Here is a 22,107-nt window from a genome sequence, read left to right as displayed (position 1 = left end):
AGCGCGACGATCACCGCCAGTGTCGCAACGATCTTCACCGCTGATTTGCCTATGCCTTGTTCGGGTGGTGGTGGCGGCGGAGGAGGTTGTTGCGGCGGTCTCGGCGAGGGAGGCGGCGGCGGTGGTGTGTCCGCGCCGCTGCGCGTCGGCGGCTCGGCATCGGAGGAACCGGCGACGTCCGGCGGCGGTTGCGGCACAGCCTTGAGAAGCCGCTTGGTGTAGTCATGTTGCGGATCGCTCAGCACGCGGTCGGCGTCCCCCTGCTCCACGACAGTGCCCCTGTACATCACCGCGACGTCGTGGGCCAGATGCTTGACCACAGACAAGTCGTGCGACACGAACAGGTATGAAAGACCAAATTGCTCTTGGAGATCCAGCAGCAGGTTGATGATTCCGGCCTGGATCGAGACGTCGAGCGCTGACACCGGTTCGTCGAGAGCCAGCACCTTCGGCTGCAGGGCCAGTGCCCTCGCGATGCCGATGCGCTGCTTCTGCCCGCCGGAGAACTCGGCCGGATACCGCGGCGCGTCGGCGCGGCGCAGCCCGACGATGTCCAACAGCTCGCCCACCCGTTCGTCGGCGCGCTTCTTGTCAAAACCGTTGGCCAGCAACGGCTCTGCGATCACATCGGACACCGGCAACCGCGGATCCAGCGACGCGACCGGATCCTGGAACACCACCTGTACGTCGCCGCGCAGCGCGCGTCGGCTTCGAGCGTCCAGAGTGGCGACGTCAAAGCCCAGCACCTCGATGGAGCCGGCCTGCGGTGGCGCCAGCTCCAGGATCTGGTGCAGTGTCGTGGATTTGCCCGAACCCGACTCGCCGACGATTCCCAGCGTGCGGCCTTGGTGCAGTTCGAAGCTGACGCCGTCGACCGCCCTGACCTCGCCGACCTGGCGCCGAAACACTACACCCTTGGTCAGCCGATAGGTCTTCACTAGATCGCGTACCCGCACCACCACGGCCTCGTGGCCCGACTCGACGTGCGGTGGCAGCGCGGTGGGCACCCCGTAGATCTCGGCGGCGCTGCGGCCGGCGACGTGCTCGGTCCTGATGCACGCCGCGCGATGCGCGGGCCCCACCGTAATGAGTTCCGGCTCGGCAGTGAGGCATTCGTCGATCGCGAGCGGACAGCGCGGCGCGAAGGGACAAGCGTCCGCCACCGGCATCGCCAGGGAGGGCGGGCTGCCGGGAATCGGGACTAGCCGTGCGCCGCGCGGCGCGTCGAGTCGCGGCACCGAGCCCAGCAGCCCGGCGGTGTACGGCATGCGCCGGTCACCGTAGAGCGTGTCGACGTCGGCCACCTCCACCGCGCGACCGGCGTACATCACCAGCGCACGATCGGCGAATTCCGCGACCACACCCAGATCGTGGGTGATGATCACCACCCCGGCGCCGGTCACGTCGCGGGCGGTCTTGAGCACGTCGAGAATCTGCGCCTGCACGGTCACGTCCAGCGCAGTGGTCGGCTCGTCGCAGATCAACAGGTCGGGATCATTGGCAATCGCGATCGCAATCACCACGCGCTGCCGCTCGCCGCCGGACAGCTCGTGCGGAAACGCCCGAATCCGCCGTTGCGGTTGGCGGATACCGACGAGGTCGAGCAGCTCGACCGCTCGCTCGCGGGCAGCCCGGCGCGTGACGCCCGGCTGGTGGATCTGAATCGCCTCGGCGACCTGATCGCCCACGGTGTACACCGGTGTCAGCGCGGACATGGGGTCCTGGAACACGGTGCCGATCGATTTGCCGCGGATTCGCGACATCTTCTTGTCGGGCATGCCGAGCAGTTCGTCGCCGCGCAGCCGCACCGAGCCGGACACCTCTGCGTACCCGGGCAGCAAGCCGATGACCGCCATGGCCGAAGCCGACTTCCCGGAGCCTGATTCGCCGACGATCGCCACCACCTCGCCGGCTGCGAGGGAATAGCTCAGGCCGCGGACGGCCGCGACCGTGTCGGTGTCGGTGGGAAAGCTGACTCTCAGGTCGGTGACTTCCAGCAGCGGGCTCATGCGCGCAGTCTCCGGCGCGCGGGCATCCGTCGCCGTCGCAGCGTGCCGCTGCTGGGATCCAGCGCGTCGCGCAGTCCGTCGCCGATGAGGATGGCGCAGAACAGGATCACCACCAGCACGCCCGCGGGAAACAAGAACACCCACGGGAACGTGGTCGCGGAACTGGTGCCGTCGGCGATCAGCGTGCCCAGCGACACGTCGGGTGGCTGAACGCCGAATCCCAAGTAACTGAGCCCGGTTTCGGCCATGATCATCAGCCCGACGTTGAGCGCGGTGTCGATGATCAGGATCGACGCGACATTCGGCAGGATGTGGCGGACGATGATGCGCCGGTTCGGCACACCCATATACCTTGCGGCAGCGACGAATTCGCGCTGGCGCAGGCTCATGGTCAAGCCGCGTACCATCCGTGAGCTGATCATCCAGCTGAAGACGGCCAGCAGCAGGATGAGCCAGAAGACGGTGCCGGATTGCTTGGTGCGCGGCGTGACGATCGCGATCAGAATCAATGACGGCACCACGAGCAGCAGGTCGACGACGAACATCAGCACGGCGTCGCGCCAGCCGCCGAAATACCCACTGATCGCGCCGACAGTCGCGGCGATCGTCGCGGAGATGAACGCTACACAGATGCCGATCAGCATCGACTTCTGCATGCCTCGCAGGGTCTGCGCCAAGATGTCCTGGCCAAGCGAGTTGGTGCCGAAGGGGTGGTCCGGCGAGGGCGGCTCTTGCAGCGCCGAGTAGTCCAGATCGGTGTAGCCGTGCGGCAACAGCGGCGGCAGCGCATAGCAGGCAACGAACAACATCACCAGCAGAATGAACGCCACCACCGCGGCTTCGTTGCGCAGGAACCGTCGCAGCACCAGCGCGCGCCGCGACACGAATTCGGTTGACTCCACGCTTTTTTGGACCACCTGGGGCTGGGTCATGTCACCCGCACCCTCGGGTCCAGCAGCGCGTAGATGACGTCGGAGAGCAATCCGGCCATCAGAACCATCGCTGCGGCGAACAGCGTCACCGCGACCACGATATTGGTGTCCTGGGTCGCGATGCCCTGCACCACCCACTCGCCGATGCCGTGCCAGCCGAAGATCTTCTCGACGAACACCGCGCCGCCGACCAGACCGCTGATGCTGAACGCGAACAGCGTGGCCATCGGTATCAGCGCCGTGCGCAGGCCGTGTTTGAACAGCGCGCGCCGCCGTGTCAGCCCCTTGGCCCGGGCGGTCCGAATGAAGTCCTGGCCCAGCACGTCGAGCATCGCATTGCGCTGGTATCTGCTGTAGCCGGCCATCGAGAGCAGTGCCAGCGTCAGCGTCGGCAGCACCAGATGCTGCAACCTGTCGGCGAGCTCAGGCCACCAGCCGCCATGCCCGCCCGCCGAAAGCTCTCCGGTGTACTCGAACAGTTGCACGCCGAACAGCGAATTGATCCGAAGGGCGGCCAAAATCAGCAGATTTGCCATGACGAAGGTCGGGACGCTGAGCACCAGCAGCGACAGCGCCGTGATCACGCGATCGCTCAGCCGGTACTGGCGGATTGCCCCCCACGCTCCGATGACCACGCCGACGACGGTGCCGATCACCATGCCGGTCACCACCAGGCGCAGGCTGATTCCGATCCGCCGCCACAGCTCTTCGGAGACGGGTTGACCACCGACAGTCGTGCCGAAGTCGCCGTGCACCGCCCCTTTCACCCACTTGCCGTAGCGGACCGGTATCGGCTTGTCGAGATCGAGTTCGGCCGCTTTCGCGTCGATGACCGACTGCGGCGGTCGCGGATTGCGCTGAAGAAGGCTGTCGAGCGGATGGAAGGTCACCGACGTGAGGCTGAAGGTCAGAAACGACGCGAACACAAGCAGCACCACGTGCTTGAGCAGCCGACGGGTCAAAAAGCCGATCATCCCGCCCTGCCGCCCACGCGCCGCATGCGGCCAATGTAGGAGATGAGCCCACTGGCGCGCCGCTTATCGGCTACTCGGCGGTTCGTGAACGCCGGTTTTCTCCCAAGAATCTGGCTGATCATGACCGCCCGATGACAGCTCCGCCGTTGGTAGCATCGCCCTGCCATCGGTTGCCCGCCGCATCCTGGAGGTCCCCATGAGCGTGACCGACGAGTATCTGGCCAACAACGCCGAATACGCCAAGAACTTCAAGGGTCCGCTGCCGCTGCCGCCGAGCAAGCATGTCGCGGTGGTCGCGTGCATGGACGCCCGCCTGGACGTGTATCGGATCCTCGGCCTCAAAGAGGGCGAGGCGCACGTGATCCGTAACGCCGGCGGGGTGATCACCGACGACGAGATCCGGTCGCTGGCGATCAGCCAACGACTGCTCGGCACCACGGAGATCATCCTGATCCACCACACCGATTGCGGCATGCTCACTTTCACCGACGACGACTTCAAACGGTCGATCCAGGACGAGACCGGCATCAAACCGAGTGGGCGGCCGAAGCATTCAGCGACCTCGAAGAGGATGTGCGTCAGTCCATCCGCCGCATCGAGGCCAACCCGTTCGTCACCAAGCACCAGTCGCTGCGCGGGTTCGTCTTCGACGTGGCGACCGGGAAACTGAACGAGGTCACGCCGTAGTCAGCGGTAGTCAGGCGCCCGAACCGTAAGGCCTGGTGATGATCTCGAGGAAATGACCGGCCGGATCGCGGAAGTACACGCCGCGGCCGCCGTCGTTGTGGTTGATCTGCCCTGGCCGGGCGCCCCGGGGATCGGCCCAGTGCTCTAAGCCCCGCTCGCGGATGCGGCCGTAGATGGCGTCGAAGTCGTCTTCTGACACCAGGAACGCGTAGTGCTGCGGGCGAATGTCCCCGTCGGTATAGGCGTAGTCCAAAGTGGCGCCGTGGTCCAGCTCGACCGCAAGGAAGTGGCCGAACGGCCTGGCCTCCGGCAAGCCGAACAATTCGGTGAAGAACCGCGCCGACACGTTCTTGTCATGTGCGGCGACGATGGTGTGGTTGAACGCGATGGACATGATAGGACCAGTCAACCAGCCGGTCGCGGCTGACAAAAGGGCGCGAATACAGTATCGGAGCATGGCCCCCGCCGTTTCCGGCCCGCGCGTTGTCTTGCGCGAACCGAGGGCGGAAGACGCGGAGGAGTTGTTCTCGGCGATCACCTCCGACCCGGCGGTCACGAAGTTTCTGTCATGGCGGCCGCACCGCGATGTGGAGGAGACGCGGCGGGTGATCACCGCGCTGTTCAACCAGGGCGGCGACCACACGTGGCTGGTTGTGCTGCGTGACTCCGGGCAGGTGATAGGTCAGTTCGGCTACCGGCGGTTGCGGGGCCACACCGTCGAAATGGGCTACTGCCTGGCCGCGCAGTGGTGGGGGCAGGGGCTGATGGCCGAAGCAATCGAGCTGGGTTTGGCTGAGCTGCAACGCGACCCGGATGTGACGTCGGTGACGGCGGCCTGCCACGTCGACAACAAGCGGTCAGCCCGGCTACTCGAGAAGTGCGGCTTCGTGCTGCAAGCCCGGGTGTCCGACCACACCGTCTTCCCGAACCTGGCGCCCGGGCCGCAGGACTGCCTGCTGTACTCGCGGCAGATTGCGAGGTAGCGATGAGTTATTTCCAGTTCGCCGATCTGGCTGTACCGGTGATCGCCGCGCCGATGGCGGGCGGCCCGTCCACACCGCAATTGGCGGCCGCTGCCACGGATGCGGGCGGGCTCGGTTTTGTCGCCGGCGGATACCTGTCGGTCGACGACTTCGCCGACCGCTTCGCCGCCGCTCGTAAAATGACGACCGGCCCGTTGGGCGCCAATTTGTTTGTGCCGCAAGGCAACACAGCTGATAGTGCTGAGCTCGACCGGTACGCTGAGGCGCTCGCCGACGAGGCGCAGCGCTACGGCGCGGAGCTGGGTGAAGCGCGCTACGACGACGACAAGTGGGCGGCGAAGCTGGACATGCTGCTGGATGTGCGGCCGGAGATCGTCTCGTTCACATTCGACGTGCCCAGCACAGAGGACATCCGCAACTTCGCCGGGGCCGGCATCACCACCGCGGCGACGGTGACCACTGCGGCGGAGGCCGAGCGTGCGGTGTCGCGCGGTGTCGATGCGCTCGTCGTGCAGGGTCCCGCGGCGGGCGGTCACCGCGGCACGTATGACGCGGCGGCCATCCCGGCCACGCAGCCGTTGTCGGAGCTTCTCGCCGATGTCCTCTCGCGCGTGGGGGTGCCGGTGGTGGCGGCCGGCGGACTGATGACCGCTGACGACGTCGCCGCGGTGCTGCGGGCGGGTGCGGTCGCCGCTCAACTGGGCACCGCGTTCCTGCTGTCCGATGAGGCCGGCAGCAGCCCGGTGCACCGCGCGGCGCTGCAGGACGCACAATTCACGGAAACGGCTGTGACGAAGGCATTTTCGGGTAGGTATGCCCGGGGTCTGCGGAACCGCTTCATCGACGAGCACGACGCGCAGGCCCCGCTGGCCTATCCGCACGTCCACTATCTGACCAGTCCGGTGCGGGCGGCTGCCGTGCGGGCCGGTGACCCGCACGGCGTCAATGTCTGGGCCGGAACGGGATTCAAGAAGGCCAAGGCCGCGCCGGTCGCGGCGATCATGGGAGAACTGGCGTGCAAGTAGGCATGACCATGCCGGTGATGGAGCCGGATCTGGACCACGCGACGCTGCGGGCGTGGGCGTGCGCAATCGACGAAGGGCCTTTCAGCTCAGCGTGTTTCGGTGAGCGCATCGCGTTCGACAACCCTGACACGCTGACGTTGCTGGGAGCTCTCGCGGCGTGGACCGACCGGGTGCAGTTGGTGACCACGGTCGTCGTGCCCCAGCTGCACGATCCGGTCATGCTCGCTAAGGCGCTGGCCACCGGCGACATGCTCAGCGGCGGCCGGCTGACCGTCGGGCTAGGGGTGGGCGGCCGCCACGAGGACTACCGCGCCGTCGGCGCCGACCCCGCCACCCAGACGATGCGCGACATGGCACAACGGGCGCTGGTGATGAAGCGTGTGTGGGCGGGGGAGCGGCTCACCGAGTCGGTGTGTCCGGTCGGTCCGCCGCCGGCCCAGCGTGGCGGCCCGCCACTGCTGGTGGGCACGATGGGTCCGAAAACCGTTCGGAGCGCGGCGAAGTGGGCCGACGGGCTGGCGGGCACGACGCTTGATCTCGACGCCGGTAAGGTGAGCGCCTTGTTTGACGTCGCTCGAACGGCGTGGGCCGCAGAAGGCAAACAGCCGCCGCGGCTGACGACGTCGTTCTGGTTTGCGCTCGGGCCGGGCGCGCGCGAGCAGGTGCACCGGCACTTGCGCCGCTACATGAACTGGATCCCGGCCCAGCACGTCGACGCGATGGCTCCGTTCACCGGCTTCGCCGGAAGCCAAGACGAATTGCTTGCGGTGCTGCGTACGTTCGCCGACATCGGCACCGACGAAGTGCATCTGATCCCGACGAGCAAGGACATCGGCCAGCTACGCGATGCGGCCGAGGTGGCCGCGGAGGTGAAATAGCTCTGTCGCAGAGGTACCGTGGGATGTCATGCGGACCACCACCGACCTCGTCACGGACGTGTTCGCTGTCGTCGGACGCTTCCGCCGGCAGCTGCGGCGGTCCGCGGGGCGGGGCTTCGACACCACCGGGCTGACGGAATCGCAGGCAGAATTGTTGCGGCTGGTCGGCAGGCGTCCGGATATCTCGATCCGGGAAGCCGCCGCGGAGCTGGGATTGGTGCCCAACACCGCCTCCACATTGGTGTCCAAGCTGGCCGCCGACGGGCTGATCACCCGCACGGTCGACGCCGGCGACCGCCGCGTGGCCCGGCTGCGGCTCACCGAGTCCGCGCAGCACATCGCCGACGCGTCGCGGGCCGCGGGGCGGGCCGCACTCGCCGAGGTGCTCGACGACCTCGACGACGACCAGCGTGCCGCGCTGACGCAGGGGCTGTCGGTGCTGGCCGAGATCACCCGACGACTGCAGGAGAAGCAGACATGAGTGCCGCCGAGTTGGCGGTCGACTGCCGGAATCTGACGCACCGGTACGGCGACTTCACCGCAGTCGACGACTTCACGTTGCAAGTGAGGTCGGGGGAGACCATGGGGCTGCTCGGTCCCAATGGTGCCGGCAAGACCACGGTGGTGCGTGTCCTCACCACGCTCACGCCGCCGCAAGCCGGTCAGGTATTGATCTTCGGCCTCGACAGCCGACGGCAGACCATGGACGTGCGCTACAACATCGGCTATGTGCCGCAACAACTTTCAATAGAGCCGGCCCTCACCGGGCGGCAGAATGTGGAGTGGTTCGCCAGGCTGTACGACGTGCCGCGGCGGCAGCGAGCCGAGCGAGTGGACCAGGCGCTCGAGGCGATGAACCTGCTCGACGTCGCCGACGAGGTCGCCACCACCTATTCCGGCGGCATGGTCCGGCGGCTCGAGCTGGCGCAGGCGCTGGTGAACCGACCGTCGCTGCTGATCCTGGACGAACCGACCGTCGGCCTGGATCCGATTGCCCGCGACGGTGTTTGGACACACGTCGCAGACATGCAGGCCGAATTCGGCATGACGGTGCTGCTGACCACGCACTACATGGAAGAGGCGGACGCACTGTGTGACCGCGTGGCGCTGATGCACCACGGCAAGCTTCAGGCCGTCGGCACGCCGGAGCACCTGAAGGCGAGCGTGTCACGCAACGCCACCCTCGAAGACGTATTCCGCCACTATGCGGGCTCGGATCTGGGCGACGAGACGTCACGGACCGGTCTGCGCGAAATTCGTTCCAGCAGAAGGACAGCGCGCCGTGTCAGTTGAACCGCAAGCCAGGGCCGAGATCGTCCGTGCACCACGCGGCTGGCGGCGGGTGCAGGGGATGTTCGTCCGGATCGGCACGTTCTCGCTCGTCGAACTCCAGAAGCTGGCACACGACCGTGCCGAGCTGGTCACGCGCATGGTGCAGCCCGCGTTGTGGTTGCTGATCTTCGGGCAGACGTTCTCGCGCCTGCGCGTCATCTACACGGGCGGAGTGCCGTATCTGGCGTTTCTGGCGCCGGGCATCATCGCGCAGTCTGTGTTGTTCATCTCGATCTTCTACGGGATCCAGATCATCTGGGATCGCGATGCCGGCATCCTCGCCAAGTTGATGGTGACGCCGGCGCCGTCGTCGGCGTTGATCACCGGTAAGGCGTTCGCAGCGGGCGTGCGGTCGGTGGCTCAAGTGGTCGGGGTGCTGCTGCTGGCGTACCTGATGGGCGTGCACTTGACCACGAATCCGCTGCGGGTCATCGCCGCGATGGCTGTGGTGGTGCTGGGCTCGGCGTTCTTCGCGTGCTTGTCGATGACGCTGGCCGGGCTGGTGCGCAACCGGGATCGGCTGATGGGCATCGGCCAGGCGATCACGATGCCGCTGTTTTTCGCCTCGAATGCGCTGTATCCGGTGGACGTGATGCCGCACTGGCTGCGGTGGCTGTCGGCGGTGAACCCGTTGAGCTACGAGGTGAACGTGTTGCGCAGCCTGTTGATCGGTACGCCGTCGGATTGGCTGCTCGACATGGCCGTGCTATTTGTCGCAGCGGTCGCGGGCATCGTGGCGGCCTCGGCGCTGCTGCGGCGACTGGTGCGCTGAACACTCGCGCTTCGCCGCAACTATGGGCACAATGTCTCCGGGAACTCGACGAGGGGCGGAATCGACCATGCGGCGTTCGATGCGAGTGGTGGCCTATGCAGCGGCGGCCGGGGCGGTCGTTGCGGTTCCGATCGGCATCCAGGCCGCCCCCTCGCAGTCTCTTGCCGATTGCGGCGGCATCAACATGTCGGTTCTGGCCGAAGGTGTGCCGGTGGACATGTGCCCGGCGCCGGTGGCGCCGCCCCCCACCAGCGGTGGTGCACCCACGCAGCAGCTCCTCACCGCATGCGGCGGCATCCCGGGATGTCTGTCGAACGCGCTGTACGGACCCGGCAGAGTCGTCGTCCCGAGTCCCAATACGAGGGTTCAGCAGAGCCAGTAGTCGCCTTGGCAGGCGTCGTCAGGCGTCGGCGGGCGGGGGCTCAACGGGCGGTGCGTCAGCGGGCGGTGCCTCCGGCTCGCCTTCGGGGGCCGGCGAGGTGACCACGTCAGCGGCCAGTTGCACCATGTCCGGCTGTGGCGCGTCTTGCGCGGGTGCCTGGTCCTCGACTGGGGTCAGCGCTTCCGCCGGCAGATACATGTGGTGGGTGAACTGCGGCTGGTATGCGCCCGGGCCACCGAGCCTCACCCCGCCGCGCTCGCCGGACGACACCGATGTGCCATCAGGCAGCGTCACCGCGGTGTGGTAGCTGTTCCAGCCGATCACCAGTGCCCCGGGCTTTGTGCCATGTTGAAAACCTCGCGCAAGCAGGGCGCTTTCTTCATTCTGCGTGGTGAACCGGTCGCCGAATGCGGGCCTGCCGGTCGCCACGTTGCTGACCCAGGACGCCAGGCCGGAACAATCCGTACCGGCGGGCGAATCGCCGCCGGAGACGTACGGCGTGCCCGATACCTGGGTAATCAGGCTCATCAACGTTGCTAATGCAAACACGCGGCCGGACGTTAACAGAGCGGTTTGTGGGCCGCCAAAAATTGTGAACCCGTTCACAATACGCAGTCGATATAGCCTGGTTCACGAAGAGAAGCGTTGAACGTCTTGACAATTTGCGTCTCGTCCGCAGCGGATGTCATGAAAACCGTTGCAAGACACGATATTTCGCTGGCTATGAGACGAAATTTCTTGTGCTGCAACGGTTATCGCGGTCTATCGACTTCGTATGTTCCATTGTCGTCGACTAACAACACGGCCACCCGGTGCCTGCTACCGTCGACCGTCACATCGCAGAAAAACGTCTCACCTTTTTTGACCGCAGGGTTGTCGCCGTTGTTGCAGCGGACGTTGGTGACGTTCTCCAGACCGTAGCCGTTCGTCGAGTCGGTGAGCACTTGCCGGACGCCGTTCTCCGCTGACGTGACATCGAGTTCCTTGCGATGCGTCAACCCCAGCGCCCACAGGACCGCAGCGACAACGGCTACGGCCAGCACCACGCCGACGACGACGCCGACAGCCACAAGCGCACCGCTGGACCTCTTCCGCGGGGCGGTCGAGACAGCAGGCGGCTTGGCGTAAGGCGGCTGGGGATAGTACTGCGGTGCCGGCGGCCGGTCGTGGCGTACCTGCTGCCACCACGGGATCTCCGCCGGTCCGCCCTGCGGCTGACGCTGCGGGTCGGGCCGCGGGGACCACGGACGCGTGGGCTCGGAAGGTCGGGTCATCGCGCGTCGTCCTGTGTCATGGGAATCGCTGATAGCACTGGTTCTCTTCGCCGACGAGACCGGACCGGTAGGCGAGAATCCTTGTGAACCCGGCCGGCACGGTACTGCCGTTGGTGTCGCTCGCGACGAGACCGTTGGTCAGCAGACCGGAGATCGCTTCGTCGACGTCGCCGGCAGTCAGCACCAGCGTCTTGCCCGAGGGCACGCCGACCGGTTCGGCCATCCTGCGTTGCGCCACACCGGTCAGGCACGCGGTTCGCAACGCCGCCGCCGGCGAGTCGAGCCGCATCGCTTTCTCATGTTGCAGCGCAAGCATGTATCGCGACGTGACGACTGAAATAGCGGTGTTGTCGCCTTGCAACAGGACCAATTGTGATTCGTCGGCGGGCGCCCCCATGTCTTGCAGTGCCGGCATGTCGACGTTGATGGTGTTGGTGCCTGGGCAGTAGGACGCCGGCGCCGATGTCCTTGCGTCAGAACAGGTTTGCGAATCGGTATGCAGCGTGGGTGGGTTGGTGGGATGGAAGACCTCGCCGAGAACCTCCATCAGCGTCGAGAGGGTGTCGGTGTCGACGCGCACCTCGCCGGTCTGGACATTGCCTGCCGGGTCGACTTCCAGGGATGTCGGCAGATCACCGCGCCGCTGAGTGATTTCATCCATGTCGATCTTGGCGCACGCGGCAGCACCGATGTCGAAACCGACCTGAAAGGCGCTGACGCGGTCCATCGCCGAGCCGTGCGGATCGGTGTTCGAGTCCTCGACCGTCATCACCGGATCCCTCAGTTCGATGGCCCCGGCCAGCACATGGTCGAGTCCGTCGGTGGTACTCAGCGTGAATCGAGGCGACTTCCCCTCGGCTACCCAGCGCATGTAGGCCCCGGAGAAGCAGTCGGCCTGTTGCTCGGCGACGAGGCCGGGCGTGCTGGGATTGACGGTTCTTGCCATCTGTTGCACCGCGTGCCCGTATTCGTGGGCCAGCACCGCGTTTACCGACATCACGCCGAAGTACTTGGTGGCCAACGGCATCAGGCGGCCACGGTCCCATGCCATCAGGTCTTCGGGCGGACAGTAGAACGCGTTGACCAAGTGGTAGGTGGGCGCTCCGCACGCCGACGGGCTTCTGGGATCGGACGCGTCGTAGGACAGCATCGTCGACACCGGTCTGAAGCTGCCTTGCAGTGACTCCGAGTAGTTCTTCTGCCAGAAGTCCTCGATGTCGTTGAGCGCCAACAACGCCAGGCGGTCGACTTGACCGCCGTCCGTGTTCTCCACGGTGCCGGAAGGCTGTGGGGCGTTCGAACGGGCGCCGCTGGGTCCATTGGTGGCGGGAAGGCCGCCGACGCGGTTCGGATCCCAAAGCATCGACAAGGGCCGGCCGTGAAGGACGGTGGCACTACAGCCGGTGACGAGCACGACCGCACAGGCGGCGCTGAGTACGGCTCTGGCGAGGGCCGTTCGACGCTGCGTCACAGGGCACACCTCCCGTCAACGCCCAGGCGGGCTCAACGCTAAAACAACGGCGATCGGCGTGGGGCGGGAATAACACCTATCCAAAAGTGGCGCACCAATCGCTCACCCATCGGATACTGCTTCGGTACAGATTTACGGAGGATGGTCAGCGGTGGGGTCGCGCGTCGGGACGACGTTCGGGAAATACAGGATCACGGGTCTGCTCGGTGAGGGCGGCATGGGCCAGGTCTACGAGGCTTACGACACGGAACAGGATAGAACTGTGGCCCTCAAGATCCTGGCAGACCAGTTCTCGCGCGACGAGAGATTCCTCGAGCGATTCCGTCGGGAATCGCACGCGGCGGCGATACTCGGCGAGCCGCACGTCATCCCGATTCACACGTGGGGAGAAATAGACGGCAACCTGTACATCGATATGCGGTTGGTGCGCGGCGCCACCTTGCATGAACTGCTCGAAGACGGCCCACTTGAACCGGCTCGCGCGGTCGGCATCACCAGCCAGATCGCGGCTGCACTCGACGCCGCTCATGCCGAGGGCTTGGTACACCGAGATGTCAAGCCGCAGAACATAATCGTTACGCCAAGCGATTTCGCATACCTGGTCGACTTCGGCATTGCAGAAGCCAAGGGCGAGTCCCGCCTGACCATGGCAGGCAGCCAGGTCGGTTCCTTCGCCTACATGGCCCCGGAACGATTTGCCGATCAGGAGGTCACGCCGGCGGTCGATGTCTACGCCTTGGCGTGCGTGCTCTACGAGGCGTTAACGGCCGATACACCGTTTCCGGCGAAAAGCATTGAGCAGGTAATCGGTGCACACCTCTCGTCTCCGCCACCGCGACCGAGCGCCGTCAATCCTGATGTTCCGCCGTCGTTTGACGACGTCGTCGCGCGAGGAATGGCAAAGGAACCGGGCGATCGCTACCAGTCAGCCGGTGCGCTGGGACGCGCGGCTCAGCAGGCATTGCGTGAGGACTGGCGGCCATCCTCGTCAGCTGAGACCATGTTGGGCCCACAAGCGCCGTATCCGCCGTATTCGCCGGTGATTCCGGAAGCCTCCTATCCGCAGGGGTTCGTCCCGGGGTATCCCGTGATCTTCCAGCCGCAGCCGGGCAACCGCTCCTGGGTGCTTCCAGTGGTGATTGCCGTAGCGGCAGCGTTCGTTTTTGGAACGGTGGGAATCGTGATCGGTCTACTGGTGCAGTCAAATTCGGGCGCGAACACAGCCAGCGAGCCAAGCACCATCTATCGTCAGGCGCCGACGACGGACCTGACAGATCGATCCTCCGCTCCGCCGCCAATGCAACCCGTCGCGCTGCCACCGCCCGTGCTGGGACCGGACAGAAGCCTCGCTCACGAAGTATGCGATCAGGACTACTCGATGCCGGGCGCCACCGGATTCGGGAGTCACTCCCGACGGGGAAGCGACCGGACATCGTGCGCGTTCACCCGCAATGTCCTTCAAGCCTATTGGGAGCAGCATGGCCGGCCCACCCGATCACTGCAGTGGGTCGTGGCCCCGGGCGCGGTGCCGTGCACGCAGACGGCCAGTTTCGGGTGCGACGGCGCCAACTTCCGCATGCGGTGTGAACCCGACGGTTCTGGCGACTGGATCACGTGCACGGGCGGAGACGGCGCCCGAGTTTTCCTGTACTGACCTCCAGGTGGTTCAGCCGCATTCGCCGGCAGGTAATTCGGTGCGATGACTGCCCAGAAAACGGGCCACATCGGTGAGCTCTCTTGTGCCGTCCGTGAACGAGCCCGAGTCAGGTTGGACGGCGATCGCCACCGCCGCCATACCGTTCGGTGTCGGCAAGATGCCCATTTGCCGCACCAAGTAATCGCCGGCGACAGACGGGCCCCAACCACCCTTGAAACGCGTCCCGTCTAGCGTGCCCAGCCCCCACCTTTGATCGTCGGCTACTTGTGCCATGAGGTCGAAGATCGGGATATTTCGCTTGTCACACAGCGCAACTGACAGGAAGCGGGTCTGCTCGGCCAATGGCCAGTCTGTCTGGCCGAAAGCGGTGAACTCGGGGCGTAGCTTCTGAGATTGGACGGTCGTATGATCGCCGGTCTCCTGTAGTACGAGTTCGACCTTGTGGGCCGCGGTGACCGGGTCGCCCAGCCCCTGCCAGATCAATTCGGCGGCCGCGTTGTCCGACTGGGTGATCGCGGCAGTCATCGCATCGGTGACGCGGGGTTGGTCTTGCTCGCGGAGGGCGGCTATTGCCAGCGGCACTTTGATTGTCGACCAAGCCGGTCCACTGGTCCAATCTCCGAGCGAGACTAGAGGTTCGCCGCCCCCGACTGGGCGGATCACGATGCCGACGGCGGCGTGTAGTTCTTGCGCCATCTGTGCGAAATCGTCGATCAAGGTATTTTTGTGTGGCGCAATGGAACTCGGCGGTGGGGCAGTACTGCGGGGCATTGGCTGTGCGGAGGGTGCGGGCGTGCTCAAGTGACGCCCGATTGCAACTCCGCCCCATGTGACGGCACCCAGAACGACGATGAGCAAGATAACGCCAGCGATCGCCCAGGCGGTCGGGATGCGGCCGCGCCGGCGACCGGAGGCCAGTTGTGCAGCGTGTCTAGGCAACTACGTCAGGCAGCAGGCGTTTTGCTTGTCAAATAGGCGACCACGCCCTGCGTCACCGCAGCGGCATACTTGGCGCGTCCGTCTGCGGACTCCATCAGTGCGGCCTCATCGCTGTTTAGCATGTTGCCCAGCTCCACCAAGACCGCCGGATAGTCGGCCAGATTCAAACCGGCGAGATCGGCGCGGCCGTAGAGGCCGTTGGAGCCGAGATACGTGGAGGGGGTCAGTCCGTCGGAGGACAGTGCGTCGCGCATGGTGGTGGCCAGTTGCATCGCCGGACCCGCCTGCGCGGCGTTGAGTGGAGGACTCGAGTAGTTGACGTGGAACCCTCGGCCCGACGGCGGGCCGCCGTCGGCATGGATGCTGACGATGGCGTCCGGGCGCATGGCATTGGCGGCCGCAGCGCGCTGGTCGACACAGGGACCGGAGGAGTCGTCGTCGGCGCGGGACAGCTGAGTGCGCACGCCCAGGCGATCCAGGGAATCGCGGACTCGGGACGCCACATCCCAGGTGAAGCTGTGTTCCGGATAGCCGTCGTTGGTCGACGTGCCTGTGGTCTGGCAGTCCTTGGTTCCGCCGCGGCCGTTGGGGACTTGTCTGGTTATCGACGAGTCGTTTGCGCCGCTGTGACCGGGATCGAGGAATACCGCCATTCCGGCGAGATTCGGAACAGCCGCCGCGTGAGGGGCGTTCAGTTGGCCGGCGACCCAGCACAGCAGTGCGCCGACGAGTACGACAGTGGCTGTTCGGACGACCGCAAGAGGCATCCCGGACAGCGTAACAACGCCGTATGGGACTCGACCGCGGCAATTGTGTGGTCCGGAGCCGACCTAATGGCGTTGAACCTTCACCAAGAATCCGCCAAGAGCCGCGCTCGATTCTTTGGCATCGCCCAGACGGCGAACGCCGCACCTGTGCACCCGCCGCAGAGCGTGTGCTGTGAGACCGACAGTGACGGCAGCTACTTCTACGACTGCCAGATCGCGGTAACCGTTCGCGAAACTCGAAGCTCTCGCGGATTGTCGCTACTAGGCGGGCATGTCGGTCCCCGGCCGGAGCGGACACAGCTGTGACACCCTCGTGGGTCACACAGGCCTCGTCAGTCGCAGCTGCGGTGGATACCTTGCTGCCCGCCTCTTAGCGACATCGCCGAGGTCAGATGGGGTGCCCCCGGCAGGATTCGAACCTGACTGAGCATCTGTAGCTCACTGCATCCCCGACCATGCGTTTCTATGCTCTGACGTGCGGTTTTAGCGGCGCCGACGCCCCGGCAGTAATGTACATTGTCGGACACATCCGGACACTGATGTTGTGCATATGTTGCGCGGAAGGGCGAAGCATGAGCAGAAAAAGACGCGCATTCGGGCGCATCCGCCGCGAGCGCTCCGGCCGATACAGTGCCGCGTATATCGGCCCCGATGCCAAGCTGCACCGCGCACCAAGGACTTACGCCGCCGAGGCCGACGCCGAGGGCTGGCTGGCCGCTGAGCGCCGCAAGATCGAGCTGGGGACCTGGGGCGTGATGGAACGTTCCGACGGCATCGCGTTGCGTGACTACTCGAAGCGTTGGATCGAGCAACGACATCTGCGCCCCCGGACCCGCGGGCTGTACGAGTCACTGCTTGAGCGGCTGATTCTGCCCCAGCTGGGCGACCTTGAACTCGCCACCATCACCCCGGCCCGCGTTCGCGAGTGGCACGCCGATCTTGGCACCGACCGCCCGACGCGCAACGCGCACGCGTACGCCCTCTTGCACGCGATCTGCGCGACAGCCGTTCAAGACGAAGTTCTCGACGCCAACCCCTGCCGCATTCGCGCCGCCATGCAGACCAAACGGTGCCGTGAGGTCGACATACTCACGCCGGCCGAGGTAGACCGGCTCGCCGCCAAGATGCCCCCAAGGTTGCGCGCCAGCGTTGTGCTGGCCGCCTGGTGCGGCCTGCGATGGGGCGAAACGTCGGAGCTTCGACGGAAAGATGTAGCAGACGACCTGAGCGTTCTCCGCGTCCGACGGGCGGTCACGTACCGCCAGGGCAGCTTCTATGTCGGTGAGCCCAAAACCGCGGCAGGCGTGCGCGATGTAGCGATTCCTCCGCACATCCGCCCAATCCTCAAGGCGCACTTGAAGAATCATGTGGACCGCACCGCCGACTCCTTGCTGTTTCCCACCGAGGACGGCGGACACATGCACGGCGATCGCTATCGCGTTCACTGGGAAAAAGCGCGCGCCGCGATCGGAAAGCCGCACCTTCGGGTACACGATCTGCGCCACGTGGGTGCAGTGCTCGCCGCCCAATCCGGTGCCACCACAGCCGAACTCATGCACCGGCTCGGCCACACGACCCCGCAGATGGCGCTGCGGTACCAACACGTGGCCGAGGGTCGCGACGCCGAAATAGCGAAGCGCCTGTCCCAGCTGGCCGCCGGAAAGTGACATCTGTCGACACGCGATAGCGCGTATAGACTGGCTGGCAGTCAAACGTTCACCCTCGGGCCAACCGACCGGGGGCGGTGTAAAAGCGGCAAAAACCGCCCGGCATATATACGAAACGCACGGATCAAGACACGACACGCCGGTTTCCGCCCCGACGCCCAGGTGCTGCACCCGGTCATGGGATGACCATGCACAGGGAGCACCATGTCTGTCACCGCCAGAAACCGCCGCGAAGCTGAGCGTCGCGAACGTCGGCCCGAGCTGATCTCTTTACAGGAGGCTGCCGCCTATTGCGACGTCCATCCGAGGTCAATCCGGCGCTGGATCGCTGCCGGTCGGCTGAATGCCGTCCGCGTCGGCCCGCGGCTGCTCAAGATCAGCACCGCTGAGCTGGACAGGGTCATGCGCCCGGTCGGTGGTGGTGCATGAGCGTTGTAAGCGGTAACCGGCGGTCCGCCGTGACAAGCCAGGTGCGGCGTCTGCCGCGCGAGAATTGTTCTGCGCCACACGACATCGACGCGGTCATGAAGCCATACGGCGGCGGTGATGGGGCATGACCGACGACCACAACCAGGGACCGCCAGAGCGCGAAGTGCCGGCCCCCGAGAGGACCGGCACCCACGACGACCGTCACGTCGATAGTGCCGAGCCTAGCAGGCGAAACAGCACTGACGGTGCGACGCCGCCCACCGTGCAGGAGCGGCAAGCAAATTCGACCGTGATCGGCGGTTCACCCTGCCAGGAGTCGGATTTGCCGCCGCTGCCGTACTACCCATGGGATGACCACCCCGACGCGGGGCCGAGGTTGCGGCGGGAAGTGGAGCGAGCCATCGCCGATGGCGCACCCGGCGACATGTGGGTACGTGACTACGCCGAATCAGAAGCAGAGACATGGCGCAAAAACATTGCAGCGCTACGGCATTGGCAGGCGGCACAGGAAGCTAAGCGGCGCAACCAGCTTCGAGCGCTCGCCGAGCCGTCCGAGAATTGGAAGCGCAACTATGCGCTTGCCGCGCTGCGCGGCCGCGCCGATGATCTGGCTCGCCTGCTGCCGAACACCACCCGCGACAACGACACCCGCGATGCCTTGTGGTACCTGGTCGGCTTTGTTCGTGCCGGCTACCTGAGCCGCGACGAAGTGCTCGCGGCGATCATTGCGGCCAGCGAAGCCAACGGGCATGCCCGCGACAACAAGACGGTCCAGCAGATCGAACACGACCTAGACCGTGCGCTCGGTAAGGCCACCCACACCTTCGATTGGGGTCAGATCGCCAGGCACATAGAAGATCACGACAAGGCTGGTGATCTACCGGACGGCACGCACTGGCGACCCGACGGCTACAACCCGCCAGGCTGGGAAGCGCTCACCGGCGATGCGTTCATCCTCGATGCACCCCAAGAGGTTCCGGCGCTGTGGGGCAAAGGCCAGCAAGTGTTGTGGGCCGAGGGTGAATCCATGATGATTGGCAGCCAGCCCGGTCTGGGCAAGACCACGCTGGCCGGCCAGTTGATCAGAGCACAGTTAGGGTTGGGCGACGGCACGGTACTTGACCTGCCGGTGCGTGAGATCGACGGGCGCATTCTGTATCTGGCAATGGACCGACCGCCGCAGATCAGCCGCTCGATGCAGCGCCAGTTCTGCGACGACGACCGCGATGTGCTGCGGGAGCGGCTGATTGTGCGCACCGGGCCACCGCTGCGTGACTTAGCCAGGGATACTGAGCTTTTGGCTCAGATGGCCGACTTCTACCAGTGCGCCGTTGTGTACATCGACAGCGTGAAGGACGCCGCGATCAAGCTCGCCGACGACGAGGTTGGCGCTGGCTATAACCGTGCCCGCCAACGGCTCACCGCCAGCGGTGTGCAGCTCGCCGAACTGCACCACACGCGCAAGCTTTCGACAGCCCCCGACTCGAACCAACTGCTGGCCGACATCTACGGGAGCACATGGCTGACCGCGGGCGCGGGCTCGGTGATCATGCTCACCGGCGAGCCAGGTGCGTTGGTCGTGGGTTTCCGCCATGTCAAGCCGGCGATGGAGAGCGTTGGGCCGTTCGACCTTTCCCTCGACCCGGACAGCGGGCGGTTCATCGTTGACCCGGAGAGCGAGGTCGATGTGGTGGAGCTGGTGTCGCGCCACGGTGGCTACGGGCTGACCGCGAAGCAGCTCGCCTGTGTCTTGTTCACGACCGACAACCCGACGCGCGCTCAGACCGCCAAGGCAGCACGCAGGCTTACCAAATTCGAACGTGCCGGGCAGTTGAGGTCCGATCCCGGTCACAAGGGCGGGCGCAGAGGCGAAGGGGCGACAACATGGTTCGTCGCCTGACGCACAGGAGCAATCGCGTGGCATTCACGCATCGTGTGCTACCAATCACGCTCACGACCAACCCGCAGGTCAGAGCAATCACGCAATGTGATTGCCCGACAAGCATTCACACACCAATCACGGCAATCACGCAGGAGGCATATTCGCACGTCAAGCAATCACGCAACCATTCACGCACCAATCACGCGCACCCAATCACGTTTGGGGCCATCTCCTTTAAGGAGATGGCCCAACGTGAGGGATTGGTTGGTGGCGCAAGCGGCAACAACGAAAGCTCGCAGCGGTGGCTGTTTCACACCGAAAACGTTTCGTTGGCCTCGATGCGCATACATGGCTGGCGCGAATGCGCTGTTCGTGGCTCGCATCAGCCGACCGCAGACGCAGCGAAACACCCGCTCAGATCGAGCCTGAGCGACGAACACCCACAACCCAATGGAACGCACTATGGAGGCATCAGTGACTGACACAGCGGCAGACGACCGGCGCCGGCGCATGAACGACGAACTGGCCCGCATCCGGCAAGGCACAGGCGAGGCACTGGTTTCGCACAGTCTGACCGACGAGGAGTCCGAACTGGCCTGCCTCGACATCGGCCTTGACGATGAACAGCAACGGCTCGACAAGCTGGCTGACGACGATCCACTTGGCTGGGCTGCGTTTGGCGAGCGAGACGAATGGGTCGAGAGGCGGCTACGGGATCAGCGATGAAAGCTATCTGCCACCTACGCCGCCGCAGGCGAAGGCTCAGCAGGCGGCGCACGCGCTGATCAACGACGCCTCGAAGGTGCGCCAATCGCGTTGGCCCCCATCGGATTCCGACTAGGAGGGGGTACCCTCCTTGTCGAGGGAACCGGCGCCCACCGACAGCGCCCCGCGTCCCGATTTTTGCGCGCTCACGTTTTGCCGAACTTTTTTGCCGGAAATGCGCTTCTACCAGCGGATTCGGTGGCCGCAGCGCAGGGGTAGGATGGCCTACATTGGGCGGTAAGGAGTTCCAGATGGGTCGACGCGGGCCAGCACCAGCGCCGCCGCACCTGCGCGCGCTGGGGGGTCGCTCACCAGGCCGCGACAGCGGCGGTCGGCGCATTGCTATGGCCGGCGCAGGGTTCCGCAGCGGTGCGCCGGACAAGCCAGATGACTTCAGCCCCAAGGCATCCGAGATTTGGGACGCCGCGATGACCGACCTGGAACGTGCTGGAACCGTTAAGGCTTCAGATGCCGTTGGGCTGGCGATGATGTGCGAAGCCGCCGCGACCTGGCATGACTGCCGCGAGAAGATTCGCAAGACAGGGCGTTTGGTGAAGCGCCCGTCCGGTGTGGTGGCGCTTTCGCCGCTCGTCAGCGACATGCGACAAGCTGAAGCCGATTTCCGCAGCTGGTTGCGCGAATTCGGGTTAACCTACAGCAGCGCGTCACGGCTGGTTGGCGACACCCCGAGCATTGACACCTACAACCCTTTCGCGTGGGCGGGACGGGTCTAGGTGATCGACTGGCGACAGGATGACGACGGCACGTGGTTTGACGATCACGGAAACGTGATCCGGCGCGTCCGAATCCTCTATCCGTCCGATGCGCCACCAGGTCTGAAGCTGCTCCACGGGACTTTTTGGGAGCTGAGCACCGTCGATCAGCACGACGGCACACCGCGCCTGTTCGACCGGCTGGACGATGCGAAACGAGCGGCCGCGAAGCGCTGAGCGCTGCCGCGCCTCACCACGGTTTTGATCGCGCCCGCTATCGTCTATCGACCCAACCGCTGATCACCCGCCAGGGACGATCTGACGCGCGTTTTTCGCGCACTCCTGACGCGCGTCGCTGGTATTGTCGTCAGCAATGGGGTTGCGGCCCGGCCGCCTCGACACCCGGCCCATTTCGGGTCGCGCCGTCGAGGCACCGTGAGCCGCTTCACCCAGGGCGAAGCGAAATATCTCGCTGCCGCGCCGCTTCGGCACCCGGCCAACAACATTGGCCCGCGCCGCCGAAGCACCCGGCAGATCAACTATCGCGCCGCGCCGCGAGCGCACGCAGG

At 65.4% G+C, this 22,107-nt stretch carries 23 protein-coding genes and 2 pseudogenes; 16 read left to right on the top strand and 9 right to left on the bottom strand.

All coding sequences use genetic code 11. From position 1 onward, the window contains the following. Positions 1-179: 179 nt before the first annotated feature. From AC5Y39_RS11280 to AC5Y39_RS11270, 3 genes and pseudogenes are all read right to left on the bottom strand, one after another. Positions 180-2,009 (bottom strand): annotated as a pseudogene (locus tag AC5Y39_RS11280) (dipeptide ABC transporter ATP-binding protein); the annotation flags it as partial. Further along, a complete protein-coding gene (locus AC5Y39_RS11275) occupies positions 2,006-2,941 on the bottom strand; it encodes an ABC transporter permease (RefSeq protein WP_500021508.1) in 936 nt (311 codons plus the stop codon). The gene AC5Y39_RS11275 and the pseudogene AC5Y39_RS11280, both read right to left, overlap by 4 nt. Beyond that, a complete protein-coding gene (locus AC5Y39_RS11270; protein ID WP_500021506.1) occupies positions 2,938-3,915 on the bottom strand; it encodes an ABC transporter permease in 978 nt (325 codons plus the stop codon). Before AC5Y39_RS11270 ends, AC5Y39_RS11275 begins: the two co-directional genes overlap by 4 nt. 196 nt (positions 3,916-4,111) lie before the next feature. Here AC5Y39_RS11270 and AC5Y39_RS11265 point away from each other — a divergent pair. Then, a pseudogene (locus AC5Y39_RS11265) lies at positions 4,112-4,602 on the top strand (beta-class carbonic anhydrase). Between the two features lie 10 nt (positions 4,603-4,612). Here AC5Y39_RS11265 and AC5Y39_RS11260 read toward each other — a convergent pair. Continuing rightward, positions 4,613-4,996, bottom strand: coding sequence for a VOC family protein (locus AC5Y39_RS11260; RefSeq protein WP_500021504.1), 384 nt, complete (start codon positions 4,994-4,996; stop codon positions 4,613-4,615). A 61-nt stretch (positions 4,997-5,057) separates the two neighbouring features. Between AC5Y39_RS11260 and AC5Y39_RS11255 the strand changes: the two genes are divergently transcribed. The 7 genes from AC5Y39_RS11255 (at position 5,058) to AC5Y39_RS11225 (ending at position 9,974) form a co-directional block, all read left to right on the top strand. Continuing rightward, complete coding sequence (locus tag AC5Y39_RS11255; protein ID WP_500021502.1) at positions 5,058-5,585, top strand: GNAT family N-acetyltransferase; 528 nt, start codon at positions 5,058-5,060, stop codon at positions 5,583-5,585. A gap of 2 nt (positions 5,586-5,587) precedes the next feature. Beyond that, positions 5,588-6,610, top strand: a complete 1,023-nt coding sequence (locus AC5Y39_RS11250) for a nitronate monooxygenase (RefSeq protein ID WP_500021500.1) — start codon at positions 5,588-5,590, stop codon at positions 6,608-6,610. 2 nt (positions 6,611-6,612) lie between these two features. Beyond that, positions 6,613-7,488 (top strand): LLM class flavin-dependent oxidoreductase, encoded by an 876-nt coding sequence (locus AC5Y39_RS11245; protein ID WP_500021532.1) that lies wholly within the window; start codon positions 6,613-6,615, stop codon positions 7,486-7,488. Between the two features lie 28 nt (positions 7,489-7,516). Beyond that, the gene (locus AC5Y39_RS11240) at positions 7,517-7,969 is read left to right on the top strand and encodes a MarR family winged helix-turn-helix transcriptional regulator (protein WP_500021498.1); all 453 of its coding nucleotides are present in this window, start codon (positions 7,517-7,519) and stop codon (positions 7,967-7,969) included. Then, positions 7,966-8,781, top strand: a complete 816-nt coding sequence (locus tag AC5Y39_RS11235; protein WP_500021496.1) for an ATP-binding cassette domain-containing protein — start codon at positions 7,966-7,968, stop codon at positions 8,779-8,781. Before AC5Y39_RS11240 ends, AC5Y39_RS11235 begins: the two co-directional genes overlap by 4 nt. Positions 8,782-8,839: 58 nt before the next feature. Then, positions 8,840-9,592, top strand: coding sequence for an ABC transporter permease (locus AC5Y39_RS11230; RefSeq protein WP_500021530.1), 753 nt, complete (start codon positions 8,840-8,842; stop codon positions 9,590-9,592). Positions 9,593-9,659: 67 nt separating this feature from the next. Next, entirely contained in the window at positions 9,660-9,974 is a 315-nt protein-coding gene (locus tag AC5Y39_RS11225; protein ID WP_500021494.1) for a hypothetical protein, read from the top strand. A gap of 18 nt (positions 9,975-9,992) precedes the next feature. Here AC5Y39_RS11225 and AC5Y39_RS11220 read toward each other — a convergent pair whose 3' ends face one another. The 3 genes from AC5Y39_RS11220 to AC5Y39_RS11210 all read right to left on the bottom strand — a co-directional run bounded on the left by AC5Y39_RS11220 (position 9,993) and on the right by AC5Y39_RS11210 (position 12,728). Further along, complete coding sequence (locus AC5Y39_RS11220; RefSeq protein ID WP_500021492.1) at positions 9,993-10,502, bottom strand: peptidoglycan endopeptidase; 510 nt, start codon at positions 10,500-10,502, stop codon at positions 9,993-9,995. 224 nt (positions 10,503-10,726) lie between these two features. Next, positions 10,727-11,248, bottom strand: a complete 522-nt coding sequence (locus AC5Y39_RS11215; protein WP_500021490.1) for a DUF4333 domain-containing protein — start codon at positions 11,246-11,248, stop codon at positions 10,727-10,729. 16 nt (positions 11,249-11,264) lie between these two features. Then, positions 11,265-12,728 (bottom strand): neutral zinc metallopeptidase, encoded by a 1,464-nt coding sequence (locus tag AC5Y39_RS11210; RefSeq protein ID WP_500021488.1) that lies wholly within the window; start codon positions 12,726-12,728, stop codon positions 11,265-11,267. Positions 12,729-12,870: 142 nt separating this feature from the next. Between AC5Y39_RS11210 and AC5Y39_RS11205 the strand changes: the two genes are divergently transcribed. Beyond that, the gene (locus AC5Y39_RS11205; protein ID WP_500021486.1) at positions 12,871-14,373 is read left to right on the top strand and encodes a serine/threonine-protein kinase; all 1,503 of its coding nucleotides are present in this window, start codon (positions 12,871-12,873) and stop codon (positions 14,371-14,373) included. Between the two features lie 12 nt (positions 14,374-14,385). Here AC5Y39_RS11205 and AC5Y39_RS11200 read toward each other — a convergent pair whose 3' ends face one another. Both AC5Y39_RS11200 and AC5Y39_RS11195 read right to left on the bottom strand, forming a co-directional pair. After that, a complete protein-coding gene (locus AC5Y39_RS11200; RefSeq protein ID WP_500021484.1) occupies positions 14,386-15,093 on the bottom strand; it encodes a serine hydrolase in 708 nt (235 codons plus the stop codon). Between the two features lie 227 nt (positions 15,094-15,320). After that, a complete protein-coding gene (locus tag AC5Y39_RS11195; protein WP_500021482.1) occupies positions 15,321-16,082 on the bottom strand; it encodes an Rv3717 family N-acetylmuramoyl-L-alanine amidase in 762 nt (253 codons plus the stop codon). A 572-nt stretch (positions 16,083-16,654) separates the two neighbouring features. Between AC5Y39_RS11195 and AC5Y39_RS11190 the strand changes: the two genes are divergently transcribed. From AC5Y39_RS11190 to AC5Y39_RS11160, 7 genes are all read left to right on the top strand, one after another. Further along, complete coding sequence (locus tag AC5Y39_RS11190; RefSeq protein ID WP_500021480.1) at positions 16,655-17,749, top strand: tyrosine-type recombinase/integrase; 1,095 nt, start codon at positions 16,655-16,657, stop codon at positions 17,747-17,749. A gap of 204 nt (positions 17,750-17,953) precedes the next feature. Next, positions 17,954-18,178, top strand: a complete 225-nt coding sequence (locus AC5Y39_RS11185; RefSeq protein WP_500021478.1) for a helix-turn-helix domain-containing protein — start codon at positions 17,954-17,956, stop codon at positions 18,176-18,178. A gap of 124 nt (positions 18,179-18,302) precedes the next feature. Next, positions 18,303-20,078, top strand: a complete 1,776-nt coding sequence (locus AC5Y39_RS11180; RefSeq protein ID WP_500021476.1) for an AAA family ATPase — start codon at positions 18,303-18,305, stop codon at positions 20,076-20,078. A 17-nt stretch (positions 20,079-20,095) separates the two neighbouring features. Continuing rightward, complete coding sequence (locus AC5Y39_RS11175; RefSeq protein ID WP_500021474.1) at positions 20,096-20,542, top strand: hypothetical protein; 447 nt, start codon at positions 20,096-20,098, stop codon at positions 20,540-20,542. Then, on the top strand, positions 20,535-20,786 hold the full coding sequence (locus tag AC5Y39_RS11170) for a hypothetical protein (protein ID WP_500021472.1): 252 nt from the start codon (positions 20,535-20,537) through the stop codon (positions 20,784-20,786). The genes AC5Y39_RS11175 and AC5Y39_RS11170 overlap by 8 nt, the downstream gene beginning before the upstream one ends. A gap of 383 nt (positions 20,787-21,169) precedes the next feature. Next, the gene (locus tag AC5Y39_RS11165; protein ID WP_500021470.1) at positions 21,170-21,559 is read left to right on the top strand and encodes a phage terminase small subunit P27 family; all 390 of its coding nucleotides are present in this window, start codon (positions 21,170-21,172) and stop codon (positions 21,557-21,559) included. After that, positions 21,560-21,775, top strand: a complete 216-nt coding sequence (locus AC5Y39_RS11160; RefSeq protein ID WP_500021468.1) for a hypothetical protein — start codon at positions 21,560-21,562, stop codon at positions 21,773-21,775. It begins immediately after the preceding gene. Positions 21,776-22,107 lie beyond the last annotated feature (332 nt).

The organism is Mycobacterium sp. NGS39, assembly GCF_059812765.1.
This window is presented reverse-complemented; position numbering and strand designations above follow the sequence as displayed.

Bases quoted from the DNA above. Each gene is read 5' to 3' on its own strand.
- AC5Y39_RS11275 (WP_500021508.1), bottom strand. From the start codon at position 2,941: ATGACCCAGCCCCAGGTGGTCCAAAAAAGCGTGGAGTCAACCGAATTC.
- AC5Y39_RS11270 (WP_500021506.1), bottom strand. From the start codon at position 3,915: ATGATCGGCTTTTTGACCCGTCGGCTGCTCAAGCACGTGGTGCTGCTT.
- AC5Y39_RS11260 (WP_500021504.1), bottom strand. From the start codon at position 4,996: ATGTCCATCGCGTTCAACCACACCATCGTCGCCGCACATGACAAGAAC.
- AC5Y39_RS11255 (WP_500021502.1), top strand. From the start codon at position 5,058: ATGGCCCCCGCCGTTTCCGGCCCGCGCGTTGTCTTGCGCGAACCGAGG.
- AC5Y39_RS11250 (WP_500021500.1), top strand. From the start codon at position 5,588: ATGAGTTATTTCCAGTTCGCCGATCTGGCTGTACCGGTGATCGCCGCG.
- AC5Y39_RS11245 (WP_500021532.1), top strand. From the start codon at position 6,613: ATGACCATGCCGGTGATGGAGCCGGATCTGGACCACGCGACGCTGCGG.
- AC5Y39_RS11240 (WP_500021498.1), top strand. From the start codon at position 7,517: ATGCGGACCACCACCGACCTCGTCACGGACGTGTTCGCTGTCGTCGGA.
- AC5Y39_RS11235 (WP_500021496.1), top strand. From the start codon at position 7,966: ATGAGTGCCGCCGAGTTGGCGGTCGACTGCCGGAATCTGACGCACCGG.
- AC5Y39_RS11230 (WP_500021530.1), top strand. From the start codon at position 8,840: ATGTTCGTCCGGATCGGCACGTTCTCGCTCGTCGAACTCCAGAAGCTG.
- AC5Y39_RS11225 (WP_500021494.1), top strand. From the start codon at position 9,660: ATGCGGCGTTCGATGCGAGTGGTGGCCTATGCAGCGGCGGCCGGGGCG.
- AC5Y39_RS11220 (WP_500021492.1), bottom strand. From the start codon at position 10,502: ATGAGCCTGATTACCCAGGTATCGGGCACGCCGTACGTCTCCGGCGGC.
- AC5Y39_RS11215 (WP_500021490.1), bottom strand. From the start codon at position 11,248: ATGACCCGACCTTCCGAGCCCACGCGTCCGTGGTCCCCGCGGCCCGAC.
- AC5Y39_RS11195 (WP_500021482.1), bottom strand. From the start codon at position 16,082: ATGCCTCTTGCGGTCGTCCGAACAGCCACTGTCGTACTCGTCGGCGCA.
- AC5Y39_RS11190 (WP_500021480.1), top strand. From the start codon at position 16,655: ATGAGCAGAAAAAGACGCGCATTCGGGCGCATCCGCCGCGAGCGCTCC.
- AC5Y39_RS11185 (WP_500021478.1), top strand. From the start codon at position 17,954: ATGTCTGTCACCGCCAGAAACCGCCGCGAAGCTGAGCGTCGCGAACGT.
- AC5Y39_RS11180 (WP_500021476.1), top strand. From the start codon at position 18,303: ATGACCGACGACCACAACCAGGGACCGCCAGAGCGCGAAGTGCCGGCC.
- AC5Y39_RS11165 (WP_500021470.1), top strand. From the start codon at position 21,170: ATGGCCGGCGCAGGGTTCCGCAGCGGTGCGCCGGACAAGCCAGATGAC.